23 protein-coding genes are annotated in these 26,027 nt (G+C 64.2%); 11 read left to right on the top strand and 12 right to left on the bottom strand.

What is annotated here, in order from left to right; genetic code table 11:
• The first annotated feature begins 71 nt into the window (after positions 1-71).
• The 5 genes from mdtD (at position 72) to ACIPZB_RS11490 (ending at position 7,090) form a co-directional block, all read left to right on the top strand.
• A complete protein-coding gene (mdtD, locus tag ACIPZB_RS11510) occupies positions 72-1,499 on the top strand; it encodes a multidrug transporter subunit MdtD (protein WP_400640285.1) in 1,428 nt (475 codons plus the stop codon).
• 112 nt (positions 1,500-1,611) lie between these two features.
• A complete protein-coding gene (gene dbpA / locus ACIPZB_RS11505; RefSeq protein ID WP_238540201.1) occupies positions 1,612-2,949 on the top strand; it encodes an ATP-dependent RNA helicase DbpA in 1,338 nt (445 codons plus the stop codon).
• Positions 2,950-3,100: 151 nt separating this feature from the next.
• Positions 3,101-4,282, top strand: coding sequence for an NAD(P)/FAD-dependent oxidoreductase (locus ACIPZB_RS11500; protein WP_400640284.1), 1,182 nt, complete (start codon positions 3,101-3,103; stop codon positions 4,280-4,282).
• 79 nt (positions 4,283-4,361) lie between these two features.
• Complete coding sequence (gene yccS / locus ACIPZB_RS11495; RefSeq protein WP_400640283.1) at positions 4,362-6,545, top strand: YccS family putative transporter; 2,184 nt, start codon at positions 4,362-4,364, stop codon at positions 6,543-6,545.
• Positions 6,546-6,637: 92 nt separating this feature from the next.
• Positions 6,638-7,090 carry a GNAT family N-acetyltransferase gene (locus tag ACIPZB_RS11490; RefSeq protein ID WP_400640282.1) on the top strand — a complete coding sequence of 151 codons (453 nt, stop codon included), beginning with the start codon at positions 6,638-6,640 and terminating at the stop codon, positions 7,088-7,090.
• Between the two features lie 16 nt (positions 7,091-7,106).
• Here the strand turns inward: ACIPZB_RS11490 and ACIPZB_RS11485 are convergent, their stop codons facing one another.
• The 9 genes from ACIPZB_RS11485 to tkt all read right to left on the bottom strand — a co-directional run bounded on the left by ACIPZB_RS11485 (position 7,107) and on the right by tkt (position 16,571).
• Positions 7,107-7,403: a helix-turn-helix domain-containing protein gene (locus ACIPZB_RS11485; protein WP_400640281.1), complete on the bottom strand. Its 297-nt coding sequence runs from the start codon at positions 7,401-7,403 to the stop codon at positions 7,107-7,109.
• A gap of 12 nt (positions 7,404-7,415) precedes the next feature.
• On the bottom strand, positions 7,416-7,916 hold the full coding sequence (locus ACIPZB_RS11480) for a M48 family metallopeptidase (RefSeq protein WP_400640280.1): 501 nt from the start codon (positions 7,914-7,916) through the stop codon (positions 7,416-7,418).
• Positions 7,917-7,955: 39 nt separating this feature from the next.
• Positions 7,956-10,076 carry a putative bifunctional diguanylate cyclase/phosphodiesterase gene (locus ACIPZB_RS11475; RefSeq protein ID WP_400640279.1) on the bottom strand — a complete coding sequence of 707 codons (2,121 nt, stop codon included), beginning with the start codon at positions 10,074-10,076 and terminating at the stop codon, positions 7,956-7,958.
• Between the two features lie 195 nt (positions 10,077-10,271).
• Entirely contained in the window at positions 10,272-11,336 is a 1,065-nt protein-coding gene (gene fba, locus ACIPZB_RS11470) for a class II fructose-bisphosphate aldolase (RefSeq protein WP_008093958.1), read from the bottom strand.
• Positions 11,337-11,436: 100 nt separating this feature from the next.
• Positions 11,437-11,766: an MliC family protein gene (locus ACIPZB_RS11465; RefSeq protein ID WP_400640278.1), complete on the bottom strand. Its 330-nt coding sequence runs from the start codon at positions 11,764-11,766 to the stop codon at positions 11,437-11,439.
• Between the two features lie 164 nt (positions 11,767-11,930).
• Complete coding sequence (locus ACIPZB_RS11460) at positions 11,931-12,149, bottom strand: hypothetical protein (protein WP_008096961.1); 219 nt, start codon at positions 12,147-12,149, stop codon at positions 11,931-11,933.
• Between the two features lie 32 nt (positions 12,150-12,181).
• Positions 12,182-13,345, bottom strand: a complete 1,164-nt coding sequence (locus tag ACIPZB_RS11455; protein WP_400640277.1) for a phosphoglycerate kinase — start codon at positions 13,343-13,345, stop codon at positions 12,182-12,184.
• A 12-nt stretch (positions 13,346-13,357) separates the two neighbouring features.
• Positions 13,358-14,419, bottom strand: coding sequence for an erythrose-4-phosphate dehydrogenase (gene epd, locus ACIPZB_RS11450; protein ID WP_400640276.1), 1,062 nt, complete (start codon positions 14,417-14,419; stop codon positions 13,358-13,360).
• Between the two features lie 154 nt (positions 14,420-14,573).
• On the bottom strand, positions 14,574-16,571 hold the full coding sequence (gene tkt / locus ACIPZB_RS11445) for a transketolase (RefSeq protein ID WP_400640275.1): 1,998 nt from the start codon (positions 16,569-16,571) through the stop codon (positions 14,574-14,576).
• Positions 16,572-16,808: 237 nt separating this feature from the next.
• Between tkt and ACIPZB_RS11440 the strand changes: the two genes are divergently transcribed.
• The 4 genes from ACIPZB_RS11440 (at position 16,809) to ACIPZB_RS11425 (ending at position 21,364) form a co-directional block, all read left to right on the top strand.
• On the top strand, positions 16,809-17,789 hold the full coding sequence (locus tag ACIPZB_RS11440; protein WP_400640274.1) for an ArsR/SmtB family transcription factor: 981 nt from the start codon (positions 16,809-16,811) through the stop codon (positions 17,787-17,789).
• A 19-nt stretch (positions 17,790-17,808) separates the two neighbouring features.
• A complete protein-coding gene (gene metK / locus ACIPZB_RS11435; RefSeq protein ID WP_008096967.1) occupies positions 17,809-18,999 on the top strand; it encodes a methionine adenosyltransferase in 1,191 nt (396 codons plus the stop codon).
• 145 nt (positions 19,000-19,144) lie between these two features.
• The gene (gene ligB, locus ACIPZB_RS11430; RefSeq protein ID WP_400640273.1) at positions 19,145-20,842 is read left to right on the top strand and encodes an NAD-dependent DNA ligase LigB; all 1,698 of its coding nucleotides are present in this window, start codon (positions 19,145-19,147) and stop codon (positions 20,840-20,842) included.
• A 129-nt stretch (positions 20,843-20,971) separates the two neighbouring features.
• Positions 20,972-21,364 carry a DUF1090 domain-containing protein gene (locus tag ACIPZB_RS11425; RefSeq protein WP_400640272.1) on the top strand — a complete coding sequence of 131 codons (393 nt, stop codon included), beginning with the start codon at positions 20,972-20,974 and terminating at the stop codon, positions 21,362-21,364.
• Positions 21,365-21,526: 162 nt separating this feature from the next.
• On the opposite strand, the gene ACIPZB_RS11420 is transcribed toward ACIPZB_RS11425, so the two are convergent.
• Complete coding sequence (locus ACIPZB_RS11420) at positions 21,527-21,973, bottom strand: c-type cytochrome (RefSeq protein WP_400640271.1); 447 nt, start codon at positions 21,971-21,973, stop codon at positions 21,527-21,529.
• Between the two features lie 119 nt (positions 21,974-22,092).
• Here ACIPZB_RS11420 and ACIPZB_RS11415 point away from each other — a divergent pair, with 119 nt between their 5' ends.
• Positions 22,093-23,244: a murein transglycosylase A gene (locus tag ACIPZB_RS11415; RefSeq protein WP_008096972.1), complete on the top strand. Its 1,152-nt coding sequence runs from the start codon at positions 22,093-22,095 to the stop codon at positions 23,242-23,244.
• Positions 23,245-23,356: 112 nt separating this feature from the next.
• On the opposite strand, the gene ACIPZB_RS11410 is transcribed toward ACIPZB_RS11415, so the two are convergent.
• Both ACIPZB_RS11410 and ACIPZB_RS11405 read right to left on the bottom strand, forming a co-directional pair.
• The gene (locus tag ACIPZB_RS11410; protein WP_008100806.1) at positions 23,357-23,743 is read right to left on the bottom strand and encodes an MAPEG family protein; all 387 of its coding nucleotides are present in this window, start codon (positions 23,741-23,743) and stop codon (positions 23,357-23,359) included.
• A gap of 27 nt (positions 23,744-23,770) precedes the next feature.
• Entirely contained in the window at positions 23,771-24,604 is an 834-nt protein-coding gene (locus ACIPZB_RS11405; RefSeq protein WP_400640270.1) for an EamA family transporter, read from the bottom strand.
• Between the two features lie 178 nt (positions 24,605-24,782).
• Between ACIPZB_RS11405 and ACIPZB_RS11400 the strand changes: the two genes are divergently transcribed.
• Complete coding sequence (locus ACIPZB_RS11400) at positions 24,783-26,018, top strand: cation:proton antiporter (RefSeq protein ID WP_400640269.1); 1,236 nt, start codon at positions 24,783-24,785, stop codon at positions 26,016-26,018.
• Positions 26,019-26,027 lie beyond the last annotated feature (9 nt).

Genomic DNA, 26,027 nt, shown 5'->3' with positions numbered 1-26,027 from the left:
TCCGCGGCGAAGCGGAACTTGTGGGAGCCGGCTTGCCGGCGATGAGGCCCGGACAGACGGAAGAGGAAGCCATGCCAGAACGCACCCCGCTGGACCCCACCACCGCCCGCTGGATCCCCTGGGTAGTGGCGATCGCATTCTTCATGCAGTCCCTGGACGGCACCATCCTCAACACCGCCCTCCCGGCCATGGCCCGCTCCCTGGAAGAAGACCCGCTGCGCATGCAGGGCGTGATCATCGCCTACATGCTCACCGTGGCCCTGCTGATTCCCGCCTCGGGCTGGATCGCCGACCGCTTTGGCACCAAGCGCATCTTCTTCAGCGCCATCCTGTTGTTCAGCTTCGGCTCGCTGCTGTGCGCCATGGCCAACAGCCTCGGTTTCCTGATCTTTGCCCGCGTGGTGCAAGGCCTGGGCGGCGCACTGATGCTGCCGGTCGGGCGCCTGGTGGTGCTGCGCGCCTACCCCCGTACCGAGCTGGTGCGGATCATGAGCTTCATCACCATCCCCGGCCTGCTCGGCCCGCTGCTCGGCCCGACCCTGGGCGGCTGGCTGGTGGAAATCCTCAGCTGGCACTGGATCTTCCTGCTCAACCTGCCGGTGGGCGCCGTGGGTTGCTATGCGGTGTGGAAGTTCATCCCCGACCTGCGCGGCGCCGAGCGCACCACCTTCGACGGCCCGGGCTTCATCCTGTTCGGGGCGGCGATGGTGCTGATCACCATCGCCATGGAAGGCCTGGGCGAACTGCACCTGCCGCACTTGCGGGTGATGCTCTTGCTGTTCGCCGGCATGGCCTGCCTGGCCGCCTACTGGCTACGCGCCGGGCGCGACCCGGAGCCGCTGTTCTCGCCCAGCCTGTTCCGCGTGCGCACCTTCGCCATCGGCATTCTCGGCAACCTGTTCGCGCGCCTGGGCAGTGGTGCACTGCCCTTCCTGGTGCCGTTGCTGCTGCAGGTGGCGCTGGGCTACTCACCGGCTCAGGCCGGCATGAGCATGATCCCGCTGGCGGCGGCGGCGATGCTCGCCAAGTCCGTCGCCAGGCCGCTGATCGAACGCCTTGGCTACCGCATCGTGCTCACCGGCAACACCCTGTTGCTGGGCTTGCTGCTGGCCAGCCTCGGGCTGGTCGACGAGCAGACGCCGTATGTCCTGCTGCTGGTCCAGCTGGGCCTGCTCGGCGCGGTCAACTCGATGCAATTCACGGCCATGAACACGGTGACCCTCATCGACCTCGACGATGCCGCCGCCAGCAGCGGCAACAGCTTGCTGTCGGTGGTCGCGCAGCTCTCGCTGAGCCTGGGCGTGGCCTGCGCTGGCGCCTTGCTGGGCGGTTTCACCGCAGCCGGCAGTGCTGAAGGCGTGGAAACCACACTGGAAGCCTTCCAGCTGACCTTCGTGACCATCGGCATCATGGCCATGCTGGCCGCCGCGATCTTCCTGCAACTGGCGCCGACGGACGGAAGGCGTGCCCGTCGTCCGGAACAGCACGTGGAATCGTAGGGCGAATGGCCACGGGGCTGGTAGACTGTGCGGCATTTTTCGCTTCGCACCGCAGGCCCGCCTCGTGACCACCGATTCCACCGCCTTTGCTACCTTGCCGCTGTCCGCCGCCATGCTGGCCAACCTGGACGCCCTCGGCTATGCCTCGATGACGCCGATCCAGGCCCAGAGCCTGCCGGTCATCCTCAGAGGCCAGGACCTGATCGCCCAGGCCAAGACCGGCAGCGGCAAGACCGCCGCCTTCGGCATCGGCCTGCTCAACCCGATCAACCCGCGCTACTTCGGTTGCCAGGCCCTGGTGCTGTGCCCGACCCGCGAGCTCGCTGACCAGGTGGCCAAGGAGCTGCGCCGCCTGGCCCGCGCCGAGGACAACATCAAGATCCTGACCCTCTGCGGCGGTGTTTCGCTGGGCCCGCAGATCGCCTCGCTGGAGCACGGTGCGCACATCATCGTCGGCACCCCGGGCCGCATCCAGCAGCACCTGGACAAGGGCACCCTGGTGCTCGACGGGCTCAACACCCTGGTGCTGGACGAAGCCGACCGCATGCTCGACATGGGCTTCTTCGACGCCATCGCCAGCATCATCGGCAAGACCCCGTCGCGCCGCCAGACCCTGCTGTTCTCGGCTACCTACCCGGCCGGTATCGAGCAGCTGGCCGCCGACTTCATGCGCAAGCCGCAGCAGGTCAAGGTCGAAAGCCTGCACACGGACAACCAGATCGAGCAGCGCTTCATCGAGATCGACCCGCAGCAGCGCCTGGAGGCCGTCACCCGTGTGCTCGGCCACTACCGCCCGCAGTCGTGCGTAGCGTTCTGCTTCACCAAGCAGCAGTGCGAGGACGTGGTTGCCCACCTGACGGCCAAGGGCATCGTCGCCCAGTCCCTGCATGGCGACCTGGAGCAACGTGACCGCGACCAGGTGCTGACCATGTTCGCCAACCGCAGCAGCTCGGTGCTGGTGGCCACTGACGTGGCCGCCCGCGGCCTGGACATCGATGGCCTGGACATGGTCATCAACGTCGAACTGGCGCGCGATGCGGAAATCCACGTGCACCGCGTCGGCCGTACCGGTCGTGCGGGCGAGAAAGGCATCGCTGTCAGCCTGGTGGCACCGGCCGAAGGCCATCGCGCCCAGGCCATCGAAGCGCTGCAGAAGAGCCCGCTGCGCTGGGATCAGCTGGACGGCCTGAAGAACAAGGGTGGCGAGCCGCTGCTGCCAGTGATGACCACGCTGTGCATTGCCGCTGGGCGCAAGGACAAGCTGCGCCCGGGTGACATTCTGGGTGCGCTGACCGGTGATGCCGGTATTCCGGGCAAGCAGGTGGGCAAGATCGCCATCTTCGACTTCCAGGCCTTTGTTGCCGTGGAGCGGGCGCTGGCCAAGCAGGCCATGCAGCGGCTCAACAGCGGCAAGATCAAGGGCCGCGCCCTGAAAGTGCGCATTATCTGAAGTCTTTTGGGGGCTGCTTTGCAGCCCATCGCCGGCAAGCCGGCTCCCACAGGATCTCCACAGCCTTCGGGCATCGTGCAGACCTTGTGGGAGCCGGCTTGCCGGCGATTGGGCCGCAGCGCGGCCCCTGTTACTTGAAAGAGGTTACCCCGTGCACACCACCGACGTGATCATCCTCGGCGCCGGCGCCGCCGGCCTGATGTGCGCCCAGCTCAGCGCCCGCCGTGGCCGCCGGGTGCTGCTGCTCGACCACGCCAACAAGCCAGGCAAGAAGATCCTCATGTCTGGCGGCGGTCGCTGCAACTTCACCAACATGTACACCGAGCCGGCCAACTTCCTGTCGCAGAACGCACACTTCTGCAAATCGGCCCTGGCCCGCTACACCCAGTGGGACTTCATCGAACTGGTGGCCAAGCACGGCGTGCCTTACCACGAGAAGAAGCTCGGCCAGCTGTTCTGCGACAACAAGGCCAGTGACATCCTCAACATGCTGTTGGCCGAATGCGACGACGCCGGTGCCGACCTGCGCATGGAAACCAGCATCCAGCACGTCGAAAAGACCGAAAACGGCTACCTGCTGCAGACCAGCGCCGGCCAGTTCGCCTGCCAGTCGCTGGTGATCGCCACCGGCGGCCTGTCGATCCCGACCCTGGGCGCGACCGGTTTCGGTTACCAGGTGGCGCGCCAGTTCGGCCATACCCTGCTGCCGACCCGCGCCGGCCTGGTGCCGTTCACCATCACCGAGCCCCAACTCAAGGCACTGTGCACCGAGCTGTCGGGCACTTCGCTCGATTGCACGGCCAGCTGCAACGGCACCAGCTTCCGCGAAAACCTGCTGTTCACCCACCGGGGCCTGAGCGGCCCGGCGATCCTGCAGATCTCGTCGTTCTGGGAGGCTGGCGACACCGTCGAAATCAACCTGCTGCCTGACCGTGATGCGCTGACCTGGCTGCAACAGCAACAGAGCGAGCGCGCCAATGCCGAGCTCAAGACCGTATTGGGCGAGGTGTTCACCCGCAAGCTGGCCAACCTTTTGGCCGAGCAGTGGTTCGAGTCCAAGCCGATGAAGCAGTACACCCCGGCGGAACTGGCGCAGATCGCCGACAAGCTGGCGGCCTGGCAGGTGGTGCCGGCCGGCACCGAGGGCTATCGCACCGCCGAAGTGACCCTGGGCGGCGTCGATACCCGCGAAGTGTCCTCCAAAACCATGGAATCGCTGAAGACCCCTGGGCTGTACTTCATCGGCGAAGTACTGGACGTGACCGGCCACCTGGGCGGCTTCAATTTCCAGTGGGCCTGGGCATCGGCCAACGCTGCGGCGCAGTTCGTGTAGAGTAGAATCCATTCAGCACGGAACGCTTCTTGCTGGTCCGTGCGGCAATGCATTCATTCGATCACTGCCCAAGGCCATCATGTCATCGAGCTCGTTCCGTCAGTCACTGCGTCGCCTGTGGGGCCAAGACAAGTTCAGCTACAGCATCCGGGTCACGATTGCCCTCACCGGCAGCCTGGCCTTGTGCTGGTACCAGAACGAGATGGGCCTGCTGATTCCGCTGTTCCTGGGCATCATCGCCAGCGCCCTGGCCGAGACCGACGACAGTTGGCAGGGCCGTCTCAGCGCCCTGGCCGTGACGCTGGTGTGCTTTGCCATTGCCGCGCTGGCCGTCGAGCTGCTGTTCCCCTACCCCTGGGTCTTCGCCATCGCGCTGGCCCTGGCGGCGTTCGGCCTGACCATGCTCGGCGCCTTGGGCGAGCGTTATGGGGCGATCGCCTCGGCAACGCTGATCACGGCGGTGTACACCATGATCGGTGTCGACCAGCGCGGCGGCCAGGTGACCGACTTCTGGCACGAACCGATGCTGCTGGTGGCAGGCGCCGCGTGGTATGGCCTGTTGTCGGTGCTCTGGCAGGCGCTGTTCTCCAACCAGCCGGTGCAACAGAGCCTGGCCAAGCTGTTCTTCGAACTGGGCCGCTACCTCAAACTCAAGGCCAACCTCTTCGAACCCATCCGCAACCATGACCTGGAAGCCCGGCGCCTGGAGCTGGCCCAGCAGAACGGGAAGGTGGTCGCCGCACTCAACGCGGCCAAGGAAATCATCCTGCACCGGGTCGGCAACAGCCAGCCCAACTCCAAGGTCAGCCGTTACCTGAAACTGTACTTCCTGGCCCAGGACATCCATGAGCGCGTCAGTGCCTCGCACTACCCCTACAATGCCCTGGCGGAAGCGTTCTTCCACAGCGACGTGATGTTCCGCTGCCAGCGCCTGCTGCGCCATCAAGGCTCGGCCTGCCAGGACCTGGCGCGCTCGATCCGCCTGCGCCAGCCGTTCGTGCTGGACAGTCGGTTTGCCGACACCCTGGAAGACCTCAACGCCTCCCTGGAACACCTGCGCAACCAGAACAACCCCGCCTGGCGCGGCCTGCTGCGCTCGCTGCGCGCCCTGGCTGCCAACCTGGCCACCCTCGACCGCCTGCTGGGCGCCGCCAGCAACCCGGACAGCCTGGCCGATGCCAGCGACAGCAGCCTGCTCGACCGCTCGCCGCACAACCTCAAGGACGTCTGGAGCCGCCTGCGCACCCAGCTTACACCGACATCTCTGCTGTTCCGCCACGCCTTGCGCCTGCCGCTGGCACTGTCGATCGGCTATGGCATGGTGCATCTGATTCACCCGACCCAAGGCTACTGGATCATCCTCACCACGCTGTTCGTCTGCCAGCCCAACTATGGCGCCACCCGGCGCAAGCTGGTGCAGCGGGTGTTCGGCACGGCGATCGGCCTGACCGTCGGCTGGGCACTGTTCGACCTGTTCCCCAACCCGCTTATCCAGTCGTTGTTCGCCGTGGTCGCGGGGGTGGTGTTCTTCGTCAACCGCACAACCCGTTACACCCTGGCCACGGCGGCGATCACGCTGATGGTGCTGTTCTGCTTCAACCAGATCGGCGATGGCTATGGCCTGTTCCTGCCGCGGCTGTTCGATACCCTGGTGGGGAGCCTGATCGCCATTCTTGCGGTGTTCCTGTTCCTCCCCGACTGGCAGGGCCGACGCCTGAACAAGGCACTGGCCAACACCCTGACCTGCGCCAGCGTGTACCTGCGCCAGATCATGCAGCAGTACGCCCACGGCAAGCGCGACGACCTCGCCTACCGCCTGGCCCGGCGCAACGCCCACAACGCGGACGCCGCGCTGTCCACCACGCTGGCCAACATGCTCATGGAGCCGGGGCATTTCCGTAAGGAGGCCGATGTGGGCTTTCGCTTCCTGGTGCTGTCGCATACGTTGCTCAGCTACCTCTCCGGGCTGGGCGCGCACCGTGACAGTGCCTTGCCGGCCGAGGTCCAGGAACACTTGATCGAGGGGGCCGGGCAAAGCCTGGCCAACAGCCTGGACGAAATCGCCAATGGCCTGGCGGCACGGTTGCCGGTGGCGATACACAGCGATGCCGAGGAAGCCTTGGCCAATGCCCTTGAGCAGATGCCGGATGAAGTGGATGAGCATCAACGCCTGGTGCAGACGCAGCTGGCCTTGATCTGCCGGCAGCTGGGGCCCCTGAGAACGTTGGCGGCGCACCTGATCAAAGAGGGATCGGCGGCCTGAGTAGGTTGTGCCTGTACGGGCCCTATCGCCGGCACTCGTCGCCGACCGGCAGATTTGCGATGATCGACGATCTTTTTCAGGAGTCACCCGCCATGTCCATCGACTGGATCTGCAAGCACCACTCTGATCTGACCAAAGATCAGCTCTACGCCATCCTGCAATTGCGCACCGAAGTGTTCGTGGTCGAGCAGCGCTGCGCCTACCAGGACGTCGATGGCCAAGACCTGGCGGGCGACACCCTGCACCTCATGGGCTGGCAGGATGACAAGCTGATGGCCTATCTGCGTGTGCTCGATCCGCAATCACAGGGTGGCGATGTGGTCATTGGCCGTGTGGTGACTGCACCGCAGGCGCGCGGGCTGAAGCTGGGTCACCCGTTGCTGCTCAAGGGCCTGGAGGCGGCTGCGCACTGCTGGCCGGGGATGCCGGTGTACCTGTCGGCGCAGGCGCACCTGCAAGGTTTCTATGGCCAGCATGGCTTCGAAGTGGTGGGCGAGCAATTCCTGGAAGACGACATCCCCCACATCGGCATGCGCAAGGTCTGAGCTTGCGCCCCGCGGCTCACGGGTAACCAAGCACCTCTCGCATCTGCCGCAGGTGCTGGATGATCCACTGCTTGTCGATCGCCCCCCAGTCATGGATGCGGTAATGCCCGGCATGATTGCGTGCGCCTTCCTGCTGCTCGAACTCGCAGACGATATCCAGGTCGGCCAGCGCGGCGATGGTGTCCTGCGCCGTGCGCCGCGGCATGCCGGTGGCCTCCATCAAGGCCGGTACGCTGGTGGCGGTCTGGCTGTCGATGAGCCAGGCCACGTACAGGCGACGATAGAAGCTGCTCTTGGTCTTGCTCACTTCCATGCTGCGTGGTCCTTACAGGTTGCCTGGCAGTTCCCGGTAGGTCAGGTAGACGCGCAGGTCGAATTCCAGTTGGTGGTAGTCCGGTTCCATGTGCTGGCACAGCTGGTAGAACGCCTTGCTATGGTCGCGCTCGCGCAGGTGCGCCAACTCATGCACCACGATCATGCGCAGAAACGCCGGCGCCGCCTCCTTGAACAGCGAGGCGATACGGATTTCCTTCTTGGCCTTGAGGTTGCCGCCCTGCACCCTCGACACCGCCGTATTGAGGCCCAATGCGCGGTGGGTGAGGTCCAGGCGGTTGTCGAACAGCACCTTGTCCAGGCTTGGCGCGGTACGCAGGTACTGCTGGCGCAGCTCCTGGGCATAGGTGTACAGCGCCTTGTCGCTTTGCACGTCATGGCGGCCTGGGTAGCGACGCTGCAGGTACTCGCCCAGGCGGTCGCTGTCGATCATTTGCTGCACCTGCTGCTGCAGGTGCGGCGGGTAGGCTTGCAAGTAGCGTAATACGGTCATGGCACGGCTTTCGGCGTAACGAAAGGCGATTCTAGCCAATCAGGGCCGTGGCCAGGAAAAAATTGACGGGAAGCCGCTGGCATCGGCCGCCGTCATCGGGTGAGCGACCAGGAAACCTTGCACGTAGGCACAGCCATTGGCTTTCAGCCAGGCCGCCTGGGCCGGCGTTTCCACACCCTCGGCGATGAGCGTGATGCGGTAATCCGCACACAGGCCGATGACGCTGCGCACCAGCGCCGCGTCCTGGGTCGAACCCGGCAGGCGTGCCACCAGGTGCCTGTCGAGTTTCAAGGTATCTATCGGCAAATCACGCACCATGCGCAGCGAGCAGTCGCCAGAACCAAAGTCGTCCAGCGCGACCCGCACACCCAGTTCGCGCACGCGCTGTATCTGCTTGATCGCCGTGTCGAGGTTGGACATCAGCGAGGTCTCGGCGATTTCCACCTCCAACTGCGCCGGGTTCAGCCGGTATTCCTGGATCACCCGCTGCAGCTCATCGGCCAGGCTGGGCATGGCGAACTGCGCCCGGCTCAGGCTGATGCCCAGTACCAGGTCCGGGCCGAAGCGCTCGTCCCAGGCCAGGCGCTGGGCCGCGCCCTGGCGATAGATCCAGCTGGCCAGACGGTTGATCAGCCGGGCTTCTTCCAGCAATGGAATGAACAGGCCCGGCGGCACGTCGCCGACGCTGGGATGCTGCCAGCGGAGCAAGGCCTCGAAGCCGCGCAAATGGCCATCGGTGAAACTGACCTGGGGCTGATACACCAGGCTGAAGTCGTGCGCCTCGACAGCGGCGCGAACACTGTTTTCGAGCATCAGCCGCGAACGCGCCCGGCCATTGAGCTCCTGGTCGTAGAAGCGGTACTGCTGGCGCCCTGCCTGTTTGGCCGCATACATGGCGGCATCGGCCGACCGCAGCAGGCCTTCGACAGTGGCTCCGCAGTCCGGGTAGGTGGCGATACCGATACTCACCCCCAGGCTCACGTCCAAGCCCTCCAACTGCTGCTGGATGGAGACGCGTTCCAGCAGCTGTTCGGCATACCGCCCGGCCTGCTCGGGATAAGGCAGGCTATCGAACAGCGCGGTGAACTCATCACCGCCCATGCGCGCCAACAGCGCCTCGCTGCCCAGGCAGTCCTTGAACTGCTCGGCGACCCAGCGCAGTACCCGATCGCCGGCCTCGTGCCCCAACGAATCGTTGATCCGCTTGAAGCCATCCAGGTCCATGTACATCAAGGCCCGGGCCTTGTCAGGGCGGTCATTGCGCAGCAGCACGCCTTCGACAGCCTGGTAGAAGCCACGGCGGTTCAACAGCCCGGTGAGGGGATCGGTGACTGCCTGGTGTTCGAGCTGCTGGTGCAGGTTGCGCACCACCGACATGTCGAGCACTGTCACCACCATCGCCTGCTGATCGGCAGGCAGCGGTGCACAGGACAGCGCCACCGGCACCAGGTGTCCGCCCACCGTGCGCAAATGGGCATCGTGAACGCGGAAAATGCTCCGTGCCAGGTAGGCTTGATGGAAGTCGCAGTCGTGCCACAGGGTGGCATTGGGCAATTGCACCAGGTCCAGCAGGTGCGCGCCCTGAAGCTGCTCCACCGGCGCCTGCAGCAAATGCGAAATCGCCGGGTTGGCGAAGCTGATGCTGCCCGAGGCATCGACCACCAGAATGCCCTCGGCGGCATTCTCCAGGATCGATGCATTGAACGCCCGGGCAGCCTCCAGTTCGCGGGTCAGGCGCTGCAGCATGCGGCGGTTGCGCTGCTGGTCCAGCTGCGCCTGTACCTTGGGCTTGAGAATCTGCGGGTCGAACGGCTTGAACAGGTAATCCACCGCGCCACTGGCATAGCCCTTGAGCACGGCGGCATCGGACTGTTCGTTGGCGGTAAGGAAAATGATCGGGGTGAGCCGGGTACGCTGGCTGCCACGCATCAGCCGGGCGACTTCGAAGCCGTCCATTTCCGGCATCTGCACGTCCAGCAGCACCAGGTCGACATCGTGTTCGAGCAAGGCACTCAGGGCTTCCATCCCTGAGCTTGCCGTCAGCACCAGCCAATCCTTGCGGGCCAGGAGCGCTCGCATGCTGATGAGATTTTCCGGGTAATCGTCTACCACCAGAAGTACGGAGTTGCTCTCCAGTGGTTGAGGGTAAGCGCCATCCATGCTGCTTCTCTTGTCTGACCGACGTCAACGAACGATTGGATCCGATTAATACTCTAGACATGAGGTTACAACAAACAATGCAATCAGAACGCTATCAGTGAATAAATCCAAGGGTAGTCGACTAACGGTCACTTGCCGTTTATTCAGGCATAAAAAAACCCGCATTTCTGCGGGTTTTTCGTCAGCACCAAAGGATCAGTTGACCTTGGCGGCCAGCTCACCCTTCAGGTAACGCTGGAACATGCCTTCCAGGGAGATCGGTTTGATCTTGGAGGCATTACCGGCGGTGCCGAAGGCTTCGTAACGGGCGATGCACACGTCACGCATGGCTTTGACGGTTTCACCGAAGAACTTGCGCGGGTCGAACTCGCTCGGGTTCTGCGCCATCAGGCGACGCATGGCACCGGTCGAGGCCAGGCGCAGGTCGGTGTCGATGTTGACCTTGCGCACGCCGTGCTTGATGCCTTCGACGATCTCTTCGACCGGCACGCCGTAGGTCTCTTTGATGTCGCCGCCGTACTGGTTGATGATCGCCAGCCACTCTTGCGGTACCGAGGAAGAACCGTGCATCACCAGGTGGGTGTTAGGGATGCGCTTGTGGATTTCCTTGATGCGATCGATCGCCAGCACGTCACCGGTAGGCGGCTTGGTGAACTTGTAGGCACCGTGGCTGGTGCCGATGGCGATGGCCAGGGCGTCGACCTGGGTCTTCTTGACGAAGTCGGCGGCCTCTTCCGGGTCAGTCAGCATCTGGCTGTGGTCCAGCACGCCTTCGGCGCCGATACCGTCTTCTTCACCGGCCATGCCGGTTTCCAGCGAACCCAGGCAGCCCAGCTCGCCTTCTACCGAAACACCGCAAGCGTGCGCCATGGCAACGGTCTGCTGGGTGACACGGACGTTGTACTCGTAGTCGGTCGGCGTCTTGCCGTCTTCGCCCAGCGAGCCGTCCATCATGACCGAGCTGAAGCCCAGCTGGATCGAGCGCTGGCAGACGTCAGGGCTGGTGCCGTGGTCCTGGTGCATGCACACCGGGATGTGCGGGAATTCTTCGATCGCTGCCAGGATCAGGTGGCGCAGGAACGGAGCACCGGCGTATTTGCGAGCGCCGGCCGAAGCCTGGACGATTACCGGAGAGTCGGTCTTGTCGGCCGCTTCCATGATGGCGCGCATCTGCTCGAGGTTGTTGACGTTGAAAGCCGGAACGCCGTAACCGAACTCGGCGGCGTGGTCCAGCATCTGGCGCATGCTAATGAGTGCCATTGTGTATCTCTCTCCCGACAAGCGTCGTTTGTTTCGTGCAAGCCTGCCGCAGGGGCGGTTGCTGTTCAAGTAGTGTGGGCCGCCTATGCGGCCCGGCCAGTCACGGTGCCTTGCAGCCCCGCCCTATCAGATCGTTGGTTGCCACCCAGTACACCAGGCCTTCTTCGCCCTTGGTGTGGAAGGCCAGCACGCCATCGCTGTACATCGCACCCGACGCACTCGGCTCGGACTTGAGCCGGTAGACCTGGTCACCGCCACCGAGGCGGACGTCGACCGAATCCTGTTGCGCATCTGCGAAGCGCCAAAGCACTTCGGTCTGGGTGTCGCAGACCCAGCGGGTCCAGTTGTCTGCCGGGGCGGGTTGCGCCGGCTGCAGCAGCGAGCATCCTGCCAGTGTCGCCAGGGCCGTCACGGCCAAGAGCGCTTTCATCACGTTACTCCGCTAGGGGTCGCTGCGCGACCCAATCGCCGGCAAGCCGGCTCCCACACAGGCAGTGCAGCCCCATCTGTGGGAGCCGGCTTGCCGGCGATTGGGCCGCACAGCGGCCCCTTGTTCAAGACCACAAAACAGCCTTCAGGTTGCCTGCCACCCGATCAAGGGCAGCCCGGCGCCATGCGCTGGTGGTCTTCGTCATACTTTTCCAGGCCTTCCGGGCCCACGCGCTTGCTGATCACCGGCACGGTCTCGGCTTGCCACTCGGACTGGTAGCAACCGCCCTTGGGCGCTTGCGCCGAATCGCCGTCCGGGGACGGGCTGCTGGAGCAGGCGCCCAGCAAACCTGCCACGATCATCACAGGCAATCGCTTGACCATCAGGTCGCTCCCTTTGCCAGGCGCCGCCATTGTCAGGCTTTTGCCCGCTCTTCCAGGATCGCCACGGCCGGCAGTACCTTGCCTTCGACGAACTCGAGGAATGCACCGCCACCGGTAGAAATGTAGGAGATATCTTTGCTGACGCCATATTTATCGATGGCTGCCAGGGTGTCGCCACCACCGGCGATGGAGAACGCGGCGCTGTCGGCGATGGCCTTGGCCAGCACCTGGGTGCCGTTGCCGAACTGGTCGAACTCGAACACACCGACCGGGCCGTTCCACAGGATGGTCTTCGACGACTTCAGCAGCTCGGCGAAGTTGGCGGCGGTTTGTGGGCCGATGTCCAGGATCATGTCGTCAGCCGCAACGTCAGCGATGGCCTTGACGGTAGCTTCGGCGCTTTCGGCGAATTCCTTGGCGACCACCACGTCGACCGGCAGCGGTACGCTGACCTTGGCGGCGATGGCCTTGGCGGTGTCGACCAGGTCAGGCTCGTACAGCGACTTGCCCACCGGGTGGCCGGCAGCGGCGAGGAAGGTGTTGGCGATGCCGCCACCGACGATCAGCTGGTCGCAGACGGTGCTGAGGCTGTTCAGCACGTCCAGTTTGGTGGACACCTTGGAACCGGCAACGATGGCCGCCATCGGCTTGGCCGGGGCCTTCAGGGCCTTGCCCAGGGCATCCAGTTCGGCAGCCAGCAGCGGGCCGGCAGCGGCGATCTTGGCGAACTTGGCAACACCATGGGTGGAGCCTTCGGCGCGGTGGGCGGTACCGAAAGCGTCCATGACGAACACATCGCACAGGGCGGCGTACTTCTGCGCCAGCTCGTCGGCGTTCTTCTTTTCGCCTTTGTTGAAGCGCACGTTCTCGAACAGCACCAGGTCACCGGCCTTGATCTCGACACCGTCCAGGTAGTCGGCGACCAGCGGCACGTCGCGGCCCAGGGCCTTGCTCAGGTAATCGGCTACCGGCTTGAGGCTGTTCTCGGCCGAGAATTCGCCTTCGGTCGGGCGACCCAGGTGCGAGCAGACCATTACCGCCGCGCCCTTTTCCAGGGCGAGCTTGATGGTCGGCAGCGCTGCCAGGATACGCGCGTCGCTGGCTACCACACCGTCCTTCACAGGCACGTTGAGGTCTTCGCGGATCAGTACGCGCTTACCTTGCAGGTCGAGGTCGGTCATCTTCAACACGGTCATGAATGCAGTCCTTCAGGGCTGTTTGCTGCGGGTTGGGTGAACGACGTGCAGATAGTGTTCGGCAACGTCGAGCATACGGTTGGCGAACCCCCATTCGTTGTCGAACCAGGCCAGCAGGTTCACCAGGCGGGGGCCTGAGACGCGGGTCTGGCTGGCATCGACGATCGCCGAATGCGGGTCATGATTGAAATCACAGCTGGCGTGGGGCAGCTCGGTGTAGGCCAGCAGGCCTTTCAGCGGGCCTTCCAGCGCCGCCTCGCGCAGCACCCGGTTGACTTCGGCCGCGCTGGTGTCGCGGGCGGTCTGCAGGGTGATGTCCAGGCACGAGACGTTGACGGTCGGCACGCGTACCGCTTTGGCCTGGATTCGCCCGGCAAGTTCCGGGAGCAGGCGCTCGATACCACGCGCCAGCCCGGTGGACACCGGGATCACCGACTGGAAGGCCGAGCGCGTGCGGCGCAGGTCTTCATGGTGGTAGGCGTCGATCACCGGCTGGTCGTTCATGGCCGAGTGGATGTTGGTGATCTGCACGTATTCGATGCCGAAGGCCTGGTCCAGCACCCGCAGCAGCGGCACACCGCAGTTGGTGGTGCAGGAGGCGTTGGACACCAGTCGCTCAGCGCCCGTCAGGCAATCCTGGTTGATACCGTAGACCACCGTGGCATCCACATCGGCCTCGCTGGCCATGGGCTGGGAAAACAGCACCCGCGGTGCGCCGGCATCGAGGAAACGCTGGCCATCGGCGCGGGTGTGGTAGGCGCCGGAGCATTCCAGCACCAGGTCGATATCCAGGGCTGCCCAGTCGACGCCCTCGGGGGTGGCGCTGCGCAAGACCTTCACGCAGTCGCCATTGATGTGCAGACAGTCGCCGTCGACCCTGACCTCGCCGGGGAAACGCCCGTGGGTGGAGTCGAAGCGCGTCAGGTATTCCACGCTGGCCTGGTCGGCCAGGTCGTTCAGCGCAACGATCTCGAAACCAGCCTTCGCCCCACGCTCGAACAGTGCGCGCAGGACACAGCGGCCGATGCGGCCGTAACCGTTGAGTGCAACTTTGTAGGGACGCGGGTGGGGCATTCGGTGGCTCGCTAACGCATGATGGCTGTTAGGGCCGCTTCGCGGCCCATCGCGACGCAAGGCCGCTCCTACAGGGTACGGTGTACGCCATACCTTGTAGGAGCGGCCTTGTGTCGCGAAACGAGGGCAACGCCCTCGCCTCGCACAGTCGGTATCAGTCTTCCAGCAGCTCTTCGGCGGTGCCCAGGATGTTTTCCAGGGTGAAGCCGAATTCCTCGAACAGCGCAGCGGCCGGAGCCGACTCACCGTAAGTGGTCATGCCGATGATACGACCTTCCAGGCCGACGTACTTGTACCAGAAGTCGGCGTGGGCAGCTTCGATGGCAATACGCGCGCCCACTTCCACCGGCAGCACGGACTGCTTGTAGCCAGCGTCCTGGGCGTCGAACACGCTGGTGCACGGCATGGAAACCACGCGCACATTGCGGCCCTGCTCGGTCAGCTTGGCATGTGCCTGAACCGCCAGGCCCACTTCGGAACCGGTGGCGATCAGGATCAGCTCAGGCTCGCCTGCGCAGTCCTTGAGGACGTAGCCGCCGCGGCTGATGTCGGCGATCTGCTGAGCGTCGCGCGCTTGGTGCTGCAGGTTCTGGCGCGAGAAGATCAGCGCCGACGGGCCATCCTTGCGCTCCAGGGCGTGCTTCCAGGACACGGCCGATTCGACCGCGTCGGCTGGGCGCCAGGTGTCCAGGTTCGGCGTGCTGCGCAGGCTGGTCAGCTGCTCGATCGGCTGGTGGGTCGGGCCGTCTTCGCCCAGGCCGATGGAGTCGTGGGTGTAGACGTGGATCACGCGCTGCTTCATCAGCGCGGACATGCGCACTGCGTTACGGGCGTATTCCATGAACATCAGGAAGGTCGCGCCGTAAGGCACCAGGCCGCCGTGCAGGGCGACGCCGTTCATGATCGCGGTCATGCCGAATTCGCGCACGCCGTAGAACACGTAGTTGCCGCTGGCGTCATTGGCTTCGACACCCTTGCAACCTTTCCACAGGGTCAGGTTGGAACCTGCCAGGTCCGCCGAACCACCGAGGAACTCAGGCAGCAGCGGGCCGAAGGCGTTCAGGGCATTCTGGCTGGCCTTGCGGCTGGCGATGGTCTCGCCCTTGGCAGCCACTTCATTGATATAGGCCTGGGCCTTCTCGCTGAAGTCGGCCGGCAGCTCACCGCTGTCACGGCGCTTGAACTCGGCAGCCAGCTCCGGGTAGGCCTTGGCGTAGGCGTCGAAGCGCTGGTTCCAGTCGGCCTCGGCCGCGGCACCGGCAGTCTTGGCGTCCCACTCGGCATAGATGTCGGCAGGGATTTCGAACGGACCGTGGTTCCAGTTCAGTTCCTTGCGGGCCAGGGCGATTTCGTCGTTGCCCAGCGGTGCGCCGTGGCAGTCTTCCTTGCCCTGCTTGTTCGGCGAGCCGAAGCCGATGATGGTCTTGCAGCAGATCAGGGTCGGACGGTCGCTCTTGCGCGCCGTCTCGATGGCCATCTTGATTTCTTCGGCGTCATGGCCGTCGACGTTGCGGATCACCTGCCAGTTGTACGCTTCGAAGCGTGCCGGGGTGTTGTCGGTGAACCAGCCGTGCACTTCACCGTCGATGGAAATGCCGTTGTCGTCGTAGAAGGCGACCAGCTTGTTCAGGCCCAGGGTGCCGGCCAGCGAGGCGACTTCGTGGGAGATACCTTCCATCATGCAGCCATCGCCGAGGAACACGTAGGTGTTGTGGTCGACGATGTTGTGGCCTTCACGGTTGAACTGGGCACCCAGTACTTTTTCAGCCAGGGCAAAGCCCACGGCGTTGGCCAGACCTTGGCCCAGCGGGCCGGTAGTGGTCTCGACGCCCGGGGTGTAACCGTATTCCGGGTGGCCCGGGGTACGGCTGTGCAGCTGGCGGAAGCCTTTGATGTCATCGATGGTGACGTCGTAGCCGGTCAGGTGCAGCAGCGAATAGATCAGCATCGAGCCGTGGCCGTTGGACAGCACGAAGCGGTCACGGTCGGCGAAACTCGGGTTGCTCGGGTTGTGCTTCAGATAGTCGCGCCAAAGTACTTCAGCGATATCCGCCATGCCCATAGGGGCACCTGGGTGGCCGCTGTTAGCCTTTTGCACGGCATCCATGCTGAGGGCACGAATGGCGTTGGCACGTTCACGACGGCTGGGCATCGCTTATCTCCTGGGCTTGAATAGGTGGTGTTACGAAAAAAGGCGGCCATTTTCGCCCACAGGCGGGCCCGGGGGCAATGACGTATGGTCGCAGTTGGGGATTTTTCCTGTGATTGGACGCCAAATCGGGTGAAAACCGGGAATGCCAAGCGCCCAACCGCCCGCCCATCACCCAATATCAAAACTTTTTGATATTGACCTTGCGAGGGCAACGTCGCCTGTCTAGACTGCCGCCTCATGAATCAGCGCGCGCAATCGATCCCGTCCCAGCAAAGCGACACCCTGGCAGCCCTGTGCAAGGCCAGCGGCGACGAGCTGCGCCTGAATGTTCTGCGGGTGCTGGCCAGCGACTCGTTCGGCGTGCTGGAACTGGCGCAGATCTTCGACATCGGCCAGTCGGGCATGAGCCACCACCTCAAGGTGCTGGCCCAGGCCGAGCTGGTGGCCACGCGCCGCGAAGGCAATGCCATTTTCTATCGTCGTGCCCTGCCGCACGGTCGCCTGCACACGGCGCTGCTCGAAGAGGTCGACGAACTGGCGCTGGCGCAGGATGTCCAGGCCCGCATCGCGCAGATCCAGCAGCGTCGTGCGGCCACCAGCCAGGACTTCTTCCTGCGCGTGGAAGAGAAATTCCGCGCCCAGCAAGACTTGATCGCCGGCTTGCCGCAGTACCGCGAAAGCCTGCTGACCCTGCTCGACAAGTTGAATTTCGCACCAAGCGCCAGTGCGCTGGAGGTAGGCCCCGGCGACGGTGGCTTCCTGCCCGACCTGGCCCGGCGCTTCGCCCGCGTCACGGCCATGGACAACAGCCCGACCATGCTCGAGCTGGCGCGCCAGGTCTGCGAGCGCGAAGGCCTGGACAATGTGAACCTGCAGTTGGCCGATGCACTGGGTGCAACGGATGTGGAAGCCGACTGCGTTGTGCTGAACATGGTCTTGCACCATTTCAGCGACCCGGCCCAGGCCCTGCGCCTGCTGGCCAAACGGGTGAAAGCGGGCGGCAGCCTGCTGGTCACCGAACTGTGCAGCCATGACCAGGGGTGGGCGCGGGACGCCTGCGGCGACCTCTGGCTTGGCTTCGAACAGGACGACCTGGCCCGTTGGGCCAATGCGGCCGGGTTAGCCCCCGGGGACAGCCTCTACGTAGGCTTGCGTAACGGTTTCCAGATACAGGTCCGCCATTTCCAGCGGACGACTGGCGACACACACCATCGGTAAATTTTAGGAACCCTTCGAGATGAGCGAATACTCCCTTTTCACCTCCGAGTCCGTGTCCGAAGGGCATCCGGACAAGATCGCCGACCAGATTTCGGACGCGGTCCTGGATGCCATCATCGCCCAGGACAAGTATGCCCGCGTGGCCTGCGAAACCCTGGTCAAGACCGGTGTCGCCATCATCGCCGGTGAAGTCACCACCTCGGCCTGGGTAGACCTGGAAGAACTGGTGCGTAAAGTCATCATCGACATCGGCTACAACAGCTCCGACGTCGGCTTCGACGGCGCCACCTGCGCCGTGATGAACATCATCGGCAAGCAGTCGGTGGACATCGCCCAGGGCGTCGACCGCTCCAAGCCGGAAGACCAGGGCGCGGGCGACCAGGGCCTGATGTTCGGCTACGCCAGCAACGAAACCGACGTGCTGATGCCGGCGCCGATCTGCTTCTCGCACCGCCTGGTCGAGCGCCAGGCCGAAGCGCGCAAGTCCGGCTTGCTGCCATGGCTGCGCCCGGACGCCAAGTCGCAGGTCACCTGCCGCTATGAAAACGGCAAGGTGGTCGGCATCGACGCCATCGTCCTGTCGACCCAGCACAACCCTGAAGTCTCGCAAAAAGACCTGCAGGAAGCCGTGATGGAGCTGATCGTCAAGCACACCCTGCCTGCCGAACTGCTGCACAAGGACACCCAGTACCACATCAACCCGACCGGCAACTTCATCATCGGTGGCCCGGTGGGCGACTGCGGCCTGACCGGCCGCAAGATCATCGTCGACTCCTACGGCGGCATGGCCCGTCACGGTGGCGGCGCGTTCTCCGGCAAGGACCCGTCCAAGGTCGACCGTTCCGCCGCCTACGCCGGTCGCTACGTAGCCAAGAACATCGTTGCCGCCGGCCTGGCCGAGCGTTGCGAGATCCAGGTGTCCTACGCCATTGGCGTGGCCCTGCCGACTTCGATCTCGATCAACACCTTCGGTACCGGCAAGGTTTCCGACGACAAGATCGTCCAGCTGGTGCGCGAGTGCTTCGACCTGCGTCCGTACGCCATCACCACCATGCTCGACCTGCTGCACCCGATGTATCAGGAAACCGCTGCTTACGGTCACTTCGGCCGCACCCCGCAGCAGAAGACTGTCGGCGACGACACCTTCACCACCTTCACCTGGGAGCGCACCGACCGCGCCCAGCAGCTGCGTGACGCTGCCGGCCTGTAAGTTTCCTACAGCGGTAAACGAAAGCCCCTGCCGAGCGATCGGCAGGGGCTTTTTTGTGACATATCACCTGACAACTGTGCCGTGCAGGGTCGAGGGCACCTGCCTAGGCTGAGGCGCTTCACTCCGCCACGCAAGGATGCTGGCCATGCCATGGATGCTGTTCTTCACGCTGCTGATACTGCCCGCTTTTCCTTCCCATGCCCGCGAATGCCCGGCATGGTCCGCTGCGCGGGCAACCGCCGAAGTGGCCGCCTTGCGCGACACCCTGGGCCGCTGGGACGACCACTACCACCGCCTCGGCAAGGCGCTGGTGGCCGACGAACTGTACGACCAGAGTCGCCAGCGCCTGCTGCAGCTGCAGCGGTGTTTCGCACTGGACGGCGAATTGAACTCACTGGCCAGCGCACGTGGTCCGATAGCCCATCCGGTTCCCCATACCGGCGTCGACAAACTGCCTGATGAGGCGGCTGTGGGTCGCTGGATGGCGGGCAAGCCAGGCGTGTGGATCCAGCCGAAGGTCGATGGCGTTGCGGTCTCGTTGAGCTACCGGCAAGGCCAACTGGTGCAACTGCTCAGCCGCGGCGACGGCCTTCAGGGGCACGACTGGAGTCGTCACATCCCCTACCTGGAGGCGATCCCTCGGCAACTCTCCCGGCCAGTGGACCTGACGCTGCAGGGCGAGCTGTACCTGCACCTGGAGGCTCACGTGCAGTCCCAGGCAGGCAGCGTCAACGCCCGTGGCACGGTGGCCGGCTTGCTGGCGCGCAAGCAACTGGGCCGTGAACGCGGTGCCAGCATCGGCCTTTTCGTCTGGGACTGGCCGCACGGCCCGACCCGCCAGGCCGAACGCCTGGTACAACTGAGCGCGCTGGGTTTCCCGGACAGCCAGCACTACAGCAAAGCCATCGACACCCCCGAGCAGGCCGCCTACTGGCGGCTGTACTGGTATCGCTCACCCCTGCCCTTCGCTACCGACGGCGTGATCCTGCGCCAGGACAGCCGCCCACCTGCCGAGCGCTGGCAAGCCAATGCACCTTACTGGATCGCGGCCTGGAAGCACCCGTTTGCCCAGGCGCTGGCAGAGGTCCGCGATGTGCATTTTCGGGTTGGACGCACCGGCAAGATCACGCCGCTGCTGAAACTTCACCCGGTCGAACTGGACGATCGACGCATCTCCCAGGTCAGCCTGGGTTCGCTGGCCCGCTGGCAAGCCGTCGACGTTCGCCCAGGGGACCAGGTGGCGATCAGCCTCGCCGGCCTGACCATCCCACGCTTTGAACAGGTCGTGCACCGCGCAACCGAGCGCCAGCCCGTCGCACCGCCCGCGCCGGGCCGCTTCGACGCCCACAGTTGCTGGCAGGCCAGCGCAGGTTGCGAGGAGCAATTCATCGCCAGGCTTGCCTGGCTCGGTAGCAAGCATGGCCTGGCCATGCCCGGTGCAGGCCCCGGCACCTGGCGACGATTGGTGGAAAGTGGGCGGGTGGCTGCCATCAGCGATTGGCTGGCACTCGATGCCGATCAATTGATCACAGTACCCGGCATCAGCGAAGCCACGGCCAACCGCTTGCTGTACAGCTTCGCTGTGGGCCGCTCTCGACCTTTCGAGCAGTGGCTTCGCGCGCTCGGCGTACCCGCACCGCGCGCACTGTCGCTGCAGGGGGATTGGCCGACGCTGGCCAAGCGCTCGACGGCTGATTGGCAAGCCCTGCCTGGAATAGGCGAAACACGGGCGCGGCAGCTGGCCAACTTCTTTTCCACAACGGATGTTCAGCGCATCGCCGAGCGATTGAGTGACTACGATATAGACGGATTCCAATTGCCTCGACCAAGCGTGGAGCAATGAGTTTTCACAAAAAAACAGGTACGAAACGTCTTGGTTTGTTCTAGAAAAGTCCAACAAGGGTTTCTAAATCAACAAAACCAAGGCAGCATTTGTCCCACTTTTTGCTGCCCCCCCGTCAAGGAGGCCCTTATGAAACGTATTTCCACTCTCGTTCTGCTGGCAACGCTCGGTTTGAGCGCAGGTGTCGCCCAGGCTGCGCAACCGGATGACGGCCTGACTGGCTGCGCCGCCAAACGCAGCGCCATCGAGAACCAGCTCAAGATTGCCCGTGACCACGGTAACAGCGACCAGGTCGCGGGCCTCGAAGAGGCGCTGCGTGGCGTCGACAACTGCACCGACGCGAGCCTGCGCAAAGAGCGTGAGCAAAAGGTCCTCGATGCCCGTCACGAAGTGGCGCAGCGCGAGAAAGACCTGAAGAAGGCCGAGAAGAAAGGCGACGCGGAAAAGATCAACAAGCGCAAGGACAAGCTGGCCGAATCGCGCAAGGAACTGCAGGAAGCGGTCGACGAACTCGACCGTTGAAGACGTGAGGGCCCTATCGCCGGCAAGCCGGCTCCCACAGGTACTGCGCAGCGCTCAGGGGCGGTGTTTTCCCTGTGAGCTCCCACAGGTACTGCGCAGCGCTCAAGGGCTGTGTTTTCCCTGTGGGAGCCGGCTTGCCGGCGATGAGGCCCTCACAGGCGATCAATGATTGCGGAACTCGGTATGGCAGGCCTTGCACGCGGCTTCGACCTTGTCCATCGGTCCCTTGAGCTGTGCCACGTCCAGCGGCTGGCTGCGCGTCACGTCGACCAACTCGCCGGTGACATCTTCCAGTTGCCGTGCAAGGTCATGAAAGCGCGCCTGCCGCTCCCACACTTCAGGCCGTGCGCTGCTGTCGCCTTCATCCCGGACCTGGGGGAAATGCTGCCATGGCTCATGGGACAAGGCATCCAGCGTCGCCGCGCCGCCGGCGAACTTCACGCCGTCGAACGGCAAACGTCCGCGCAGCATACCGCCCAAGTCCTCGCTGGTCTTGAGCATGTCCTTGAAGATCGCCTTGCGCTTGCCCAGTGGCGAGTTCGGGTCGACCCGGTCACAGGCAGTCATGGCAAGGGCGGCGAGCAGTACTACGGTCAATCGCTTGAACATCACGGTCACTTGGGCCTTCGCAAATGGGCGGCCAGTATCGCCGCCCACCGGACAAAGACCAATAGCCACATAAAACACAGGGGTGAATCTTCATGTTCACCCCTGACAGGAACCCTCCGATGAAATCTGCCCTGCGCCACCTGGCCTGGACACTCCCGGCCCTGGCCCTGCTGGCCGGCTGTAACGGCGGCGAAACCGCCAAGCCCGAGCCACATGCCATCGCCACCTATGCGCCGGCCACCTGGAACGACCTGCCCAGTGTCAGCGACAGTGATCTGCTGGCAGGTTTCGCTGCCTGGCGGGTTGGCTGTGAAAAACTCAAGCGCGACCCCGCGTGGGCTCCCACCTGTGAAGCCGCGCAATCCGTTCAACAGGATCCCGCCCAGGTACGCACCTTTCTGCAGCAGCAACTGCAGGTCTACGGCCTTCGCTCTGCCGAAAACAACGCCAATGGCCTGATCACTGGCTACTACGAGCCGGTCTACCCTGGCAGCCTGAAACGCACCGAAACCGCGCAGGTTCCGGTGTACGGGGTGCCAGAGGACATGATCGTGGTCGACCTGGCCAGCGTCTATCCCGAACTCAAGGGCAAGCGCCTGCGCGGTCGTCTCGAAGGCCGCATGCTCAAGCCTTACGACACTGCCGAGGTGATCTACCGCGACGGCGCCAAGGCGCCTGTGCTGGCGTGGCTGACCGACCCGATGGACCTGCAGTTCCTGCAGATCCAAGGTTCGGGGCGTGTGCAGCTGGACAATGGCCGCCAACTGCGACTGGGCTACGCCGACCAGAACGGCCACCCCTACCGGCCGATTGGCCGCTGGCTGATCGAACAGGGTCAGTTGAAGAAGGAAGACGTGAGCATGGGCGCCATCCATGCCTGGGCCCAGGCCAACCCGCAGCGCGTACCGGAGCTGCTGGCCAGCAACCCCAGCTACGTGTTCTTCGGCACGCGCCCGGACAGCAACGAAGGGCCACGCGGCTCGCTGAACGTGCCGCTGACCGCGGGTTACAGCGTGGCCATCGATCGCAAGGTGATTCCGTTGGGTAGCTTGCTGTGGTTGTCCACAACGCGCCCGGATGGCACGCCGGTGGTGCGCCCAGTCGGGGCCCAGGATACCGGCGGCGCGATCACCGGTGAGGTGCGCGCAGACCTGTTCTGGGGGACTGGCCCGCAGGCCGGGGAATTGGCTGGCAACATGAAGCAGCAGGGGCAGATCTGGATGCTGTGGCCCAAGGGCAAGCCATTGCCAGAGGTGCCAAAGGTTCCGTGAACCTGTACCGGCCTCATCGCCGGCAAGCCGGCTCCCACAGGGAAATCTCAGGGCTCAAGACCTGTGCCGAACCTGTGGGAGCCGGCTTGCCGGCGATGAAGGCGACACAATCTCAGATGGAAACCACAAAGAACGAAACGATCAACGCCAGGCCGGCAAACCACACCAGCGAGCGCAACGCCGCCCAGTCCGCCAGGTAGCAGATGATGTACAGCAGGCGACTGGTGACATACATCACGCCCAGCACATCCTGCGTCACCTGTTCGGCATTGCCGACGACATCCGCCACCAGCACCGCCGCCGCGAATGCCGGGAACGCTTCGTAGCCGTTCTGCTGCGCGGCATGGGCACGGCGCGGCAGCCCCGACAGTGTGTCGAGGAAGGCACGCGGATCATGGTTGTCTTTCAGGCCAAAGCGGCCGCTACTGACTTTGGCGATCAGCGCACAGAGCGGTGGCAGCACCAGCGCGATCAGGATGCACCACAGGGCAACGGTCATGCTCATGACTCCTTGTTCGAAAGTGGGTTAGAGCTTCATCACCAGCATGCCTGCCAGGACCAGCCCGCAAGCTAGGAGTCTTGGCCCGCCAAAAGGTTCTTTGAGGTAGCGCATGCCCAGCAGCACCACCAGGATCACGCTCAGCTCCCGCAGCGCCGCCGCCTCGGCCACCGACCCCAGGTGCATGGCCCACAGCACCAGCGCATAGCTGAGCAGCACGCACACACCCACCGCCACGCCCAGCCGCCACTGCGTGCGCCAGAACAGCACGAACGGTGCCCGCCGCGCCACGCTGGCCAGCAGCGGAAATGGCCAGGCACTGAGCAAGGTCAGCCACACCAGGTAGTCCCAGGGCTTGCCCCATAGCCGCACCGCTTGCCCATCGAACCAGGTGTAACAGCCGATGCACAGGCCGATCAGCGCCACTACCGGCAACATCGACCAGGGCAACCGATCCCCGCCGCCGCCCTGCCACAACAAACAGGCCATGCCGCAAGGAATCAGCAAAATGCCGATGATCTGCTGCTGGCTCAGCGACTCGCCGGCGAAGGCCAGGGTCAGCCCCAGCACCACCAGCGGCGACAGCCCGCGCATCAGAGGATAGACCAGGCCCAGGTCGCCCACCCGATAGGCCTGGATCAGCAGAAAGCGGTACAGCTGCTCGGCCAGCGCCGAGGCCAGCAGCCAGGGCCAGATTTCGGCGGGGGGAAAATCGACGAACGCCACGGCGAACACAGCGAAGGCCAGTGCCACGCTGTCCATGCTGGCAATGACCAGCAGGCGTTCGCCGCTGAATTTGATCAGGGTGTTCCAGGTCGCGTGCAGCAGGGCGGCGATCAGAACCAGGGAAGTTGCCAACACGCGGGGCGCTCCTTGCAGTCAGAGCAGGCAACGATACAACGCTTCTTGCCCGCAGGGTGCCATTGAACGAAAAGAACAAATCCGGTCAAACCTGTGCCCCGAAGCCGTCGCCAGGTCATCAAACCACTGCCCGATGCCGTTCGGGTACGCCTTGGAAGCCATTGCTACAGGACTCAGGATGCTTGAATTAGTTGCCGCGTTTATCTGCCTCACCACCCTCCTCACCTACGTCAATTACCGCTTCATCGGCCTGCCACCCGCCATCGGCGTGATGGTCACGGCACTGCTGTTTTCCCTGATGCTGCAGGGCCTGAGCCTGATTGGCTTCCCTGGCCTGGAAGAACGTGTCGAAGGGCTGATGAGCCAGATCGATTTCAATGACCTGCTGATGCACTGGATGCTCGCGTTCCTGCTGTTCGCCGGCGCACTGCACGTCAACCTTGCAGACCTGCGCAGCTACCGCTGGCCCATCGGCCTGCTGGCGACCCTTGGCGTACTGATTGCCACCGTGGTCATCGGCTACCTGTCGCACTGGGTTTTCACCCTGTTCGGCTGGCAGGTGCCGCTGATCTACTGCCTGCTGTTCGGCGCACTGATCTCCCCGACCGACCCGATCGCCGTGCTGGGCGCCCTGCGTACCGCCAACGCCTCCAAACCGCTGAAAACCACCATCGTCGGCGAGTCGCTGTTCAACGATGGCACTGCTGTCGTGGTATTCACCGTGCTGCTGGGGATCATCCAGTTGGGCGAAACGCCGAGCTTCTCCGACACCGCGCTGCTGTTCGCCCGCGAAGCCGTCGGCGGCGTGATGTTCGGCGGGCTGATCGGCTACGCCACCTATCGCATGATCAAGAGCGTCGAGCAGTACCAGGTCGAGGTCATGCTGACCCTGGCACTGGTCATCGGTGGCTCGGCGATGTGCTACGAGTTGCACGTCTCAGCACCGATCGCGATGGTGGTGGCCGGCCTGATCATCGGCAACCTGGGTCGCAACCTGGCGATGAACGACATGACCCGCCGTTACATGGACGGTTTCTGGGAACTGATCGACGACATGCTCAACGCCCTGCTGTTCGCCCTGATCGGCCTGGAGCTGTTGCTGCTGCCGTTCAACTGGCTGCACCTGGCGGCGGGTGGCGTGCTGGCGGTAGCGGTGCTGCTGTCACGCTTGCTGACGGTGGCGCCGGCCATCTTGCTGCTGCGCCGCTGGCGCAGTGTGCCGAAAGGCACCGTGCGGGTGCTGACCTGGGGTGGTTTGCGCGGCGGGGTTTCGGTGGCGCTGGCGCTGTCGTTGCCGCAGGGGAGCGAGCGTGACTTGCTGCTGTCGATCACCTATATCGTCGTGCTGTCTTCGATTCTGGTGCAGGGGTTGAGCATTGGGCGGGTGGTGCGCAAGGTCAGCGTGCAACCCTGACATTTGGGG

The organism is Pseudomonas sp. NPDC089396 (assembly GCF_044749545.1).
GTDB lineage: Bacteria > Pseudomonadota > Gammaproteobacteria > Pseudomonadales > Pseudomonadaceae > Aquipseudomonas.
Note: the sequence above shows the minus strand (reverse complement) of the source record. Positions and strands in the feature narration are given on the sequence as shown.

Bases quoted from the DNA above. Each gene is read 5' to 3' on its own strand.
- mdtD (WP_400640285.1), top strand. From the start codon at position 72: ATGCCAGAACGCACCCCGCTGGACCCCACCACCGCCCGCTGGATCCCC.
- dbpA (WP_238540201.1), top strand. From the start codon at position 1,612: ATGCTGGCCAACCTGGACGCCCTCGGCTATGCCTCGATGACGCCGATC.
- yccS (WP_400640283.1), top strand. From the start codon at position 4,362: ATGTCATCGAGCTCGTTCCGTCAGTCACTGCGTCGCCTGTGGGGCCAA.
- ACIPZB_RS11490 (WP_400640282.1), top strand. From the start codon at position 6,638: ATGTCCATCGACTGGATCTGCAAGCACCACTCTGATCTGACCAAAGAT.
- ACIPZB_RS11485 (WP_400640281.1), bottom strand. From the start codon at position 7,403: ATGGAAGTGAGCAAGACCAAGAGCAGCTTCTATCGTCGCCTGTACGTG.
- ACIPZB_RS11480 (WP_400640280.1), bottom strand. From the start codon at position 7,916: ATGACCGTATTACGCTACTTGCAAGCCTACCCGCCGCACCTGCAGCAG.
- ACIPZB_RS11475 (WP_400640279.1), bottom strand. From the start codon at position 10,076: ATGGATGGCGCTTACCCTCAACCACTGGAGAGCAACTCCGTACTTCTG.
- fba (WP_008093958.1), bottom strand. From the start codon at position 11,336: ATGGCACTCATTAGCATGCGCCAGATGCTGGACCACGCCGCCGAGTTC.
- ACIPZB_RS11465 (WP_400640278.1), bottom strand. From the start codon at position 11,766: ATGAAAGCGCTCTTGGCCGTGACGGCCCTGGCGACACTGGCAGGATGC.
- ACIPZB_RS11460 (WP_008096961.1), bottom strand. From the start codon at position 12,149: ATGGTCAAGCGATTGCCTGTGATGATCGTGGCAGGTTTGCTGGGCGCC.
- ACIPZB_RS11455 (WP_400640277.1), bottom strand. From the start codon at position 13,345: ATGACCGTGTTGAAGATGACCGACCTCGACCTGCAAGGTAAGCGCGTA.
- epd (WP_400640276.1), bottom strand. From the start codon at position 14,419: ATGCCCCACCCGCGTCCCTACAAAGTTGCACTCAACGGTTACGGCCGC.
- tkt (WP_400640275.1), bottom strand. From the start codon at position 16,571: ATGCCCAGCCGTCGTGAACGTGCCAACGCCATTCGTGCCCTCAGCATG.
- ACIPZB_RS11440 (WP_400640274.1), top strand. From the start codon at position 16,809: ATGAATCAGCGCGCGCAATCGATCCCGTCCCAGCAAAGCGACACCCTG.
- metK (WP_008096967.1), top strand. From the start codon at position 17,809: ATGAGCGAATACTCCCTTTTCACCTCCGAGTCCGTGTCCGAAGGGCAT.
- ligB (WP_400640273.1), top strand. From the start codon at position 19,145: ATGCCATGGATGCTGTTCTTCACGCTGCTGATACTGCCCGCTTTTCCT.
- ACIPZB_RS11425 (WP_400640272.1), top strand. From the start codon at position 20,972: ATGAAACGTATTTCCACTCTCGTTCTGCTGGCAACGCTCGGTTTGAGC.
- ACIPZB_RS11420 (WP_400640271.1), bottom strand. From the start codon at position 21,973: ATGTTCAAGCGATTGACCGTAGTACTGCTCGCCGCCCTTGCCATGACT.
- ACIPZB_RS11415 (WP_008096972.1), top strand. From the start codon at position 22,093: ATGAAATCTGCCCTGCGCCACCTGGCCTGGACACTCCCGGCCCTGGCC.
- ACIPZB_RS11410 (WP_008100806.1), bottom strand. From the start codon at position 23,743: ATGACCGTTGCCCTGTGGTGCATCCTGATCGCGCTGGTGCTGCCACCG.
- ACIPZB_RS11400 (WP_400640269.1), top strand. From the start codon at position 24,783: ATGCTTGAATTAGTTGCCGCGTTTATCTGCCTCACCACCCTCCTCACC.